Genomic DNA, 485 nt, shown 5'->3' on the forward strand with positions numbered 1-485 from the left:
ACCGGTGACGCCACCGATGGCTTCACTATCACCAACACGAAGAACCCGCCAACGACCACGACTCCGCCGACGACAACTACGCCGCCGACGACCACAACAACGCCGCCACCTACGACAACGACGCATCCGACGCCGACTCCGACTCCCACACCAGAGCCAACGCCTACGCCGGAAGCAACACCCACGCCTACGCCAACGCCTGAAAAACCACAGTCACCGCTGGCAAGTACCGGTGTGGAAATTGGTGCGACAGTAGCCCTAGCACTTGTCCTGATCGGAACTGGTCTGGTTCTAGTCAGGCGCAAGAAGTCCTAACGACGGTTAGGTGTTTAGTCGCCTGAACAGAAATGGCCCTGGAGCTCAGCTACGAGTGCCAGGGCCATTGGCATATTGAGTTGGGCAGCAAAAAGGCATGCCGAATAGCCGGTCATGCCGGCTATTCGATGAATTGTCGGTGGGTTACCGCCCGTACAGGAGCGTCATTG

Annotated in this window: 1 pseudogene; it reads left to right on the top strand. The window is 58.4% G+C overall.

The window, feature by feature from the left end:
- Nucleotides 1-315, top strand: a pseudogene (locus L8U60_RS10755) (hypothetical protein); the annotation flags it as partial.
- Between the last annotated feature and the right edge of the window lie 170 nt (nt 316-485).

Origin of the sequence: Corynebacterium meitnerae (genome assembly GCF_027570075.1) — a bacterium.
Lineage (GTDB): Bacteria > Actinomycetota > Actinomycetes > Mycobacteriales > Mycobacteriaceae > Corynebacterium > Corynebacterium meitnerae.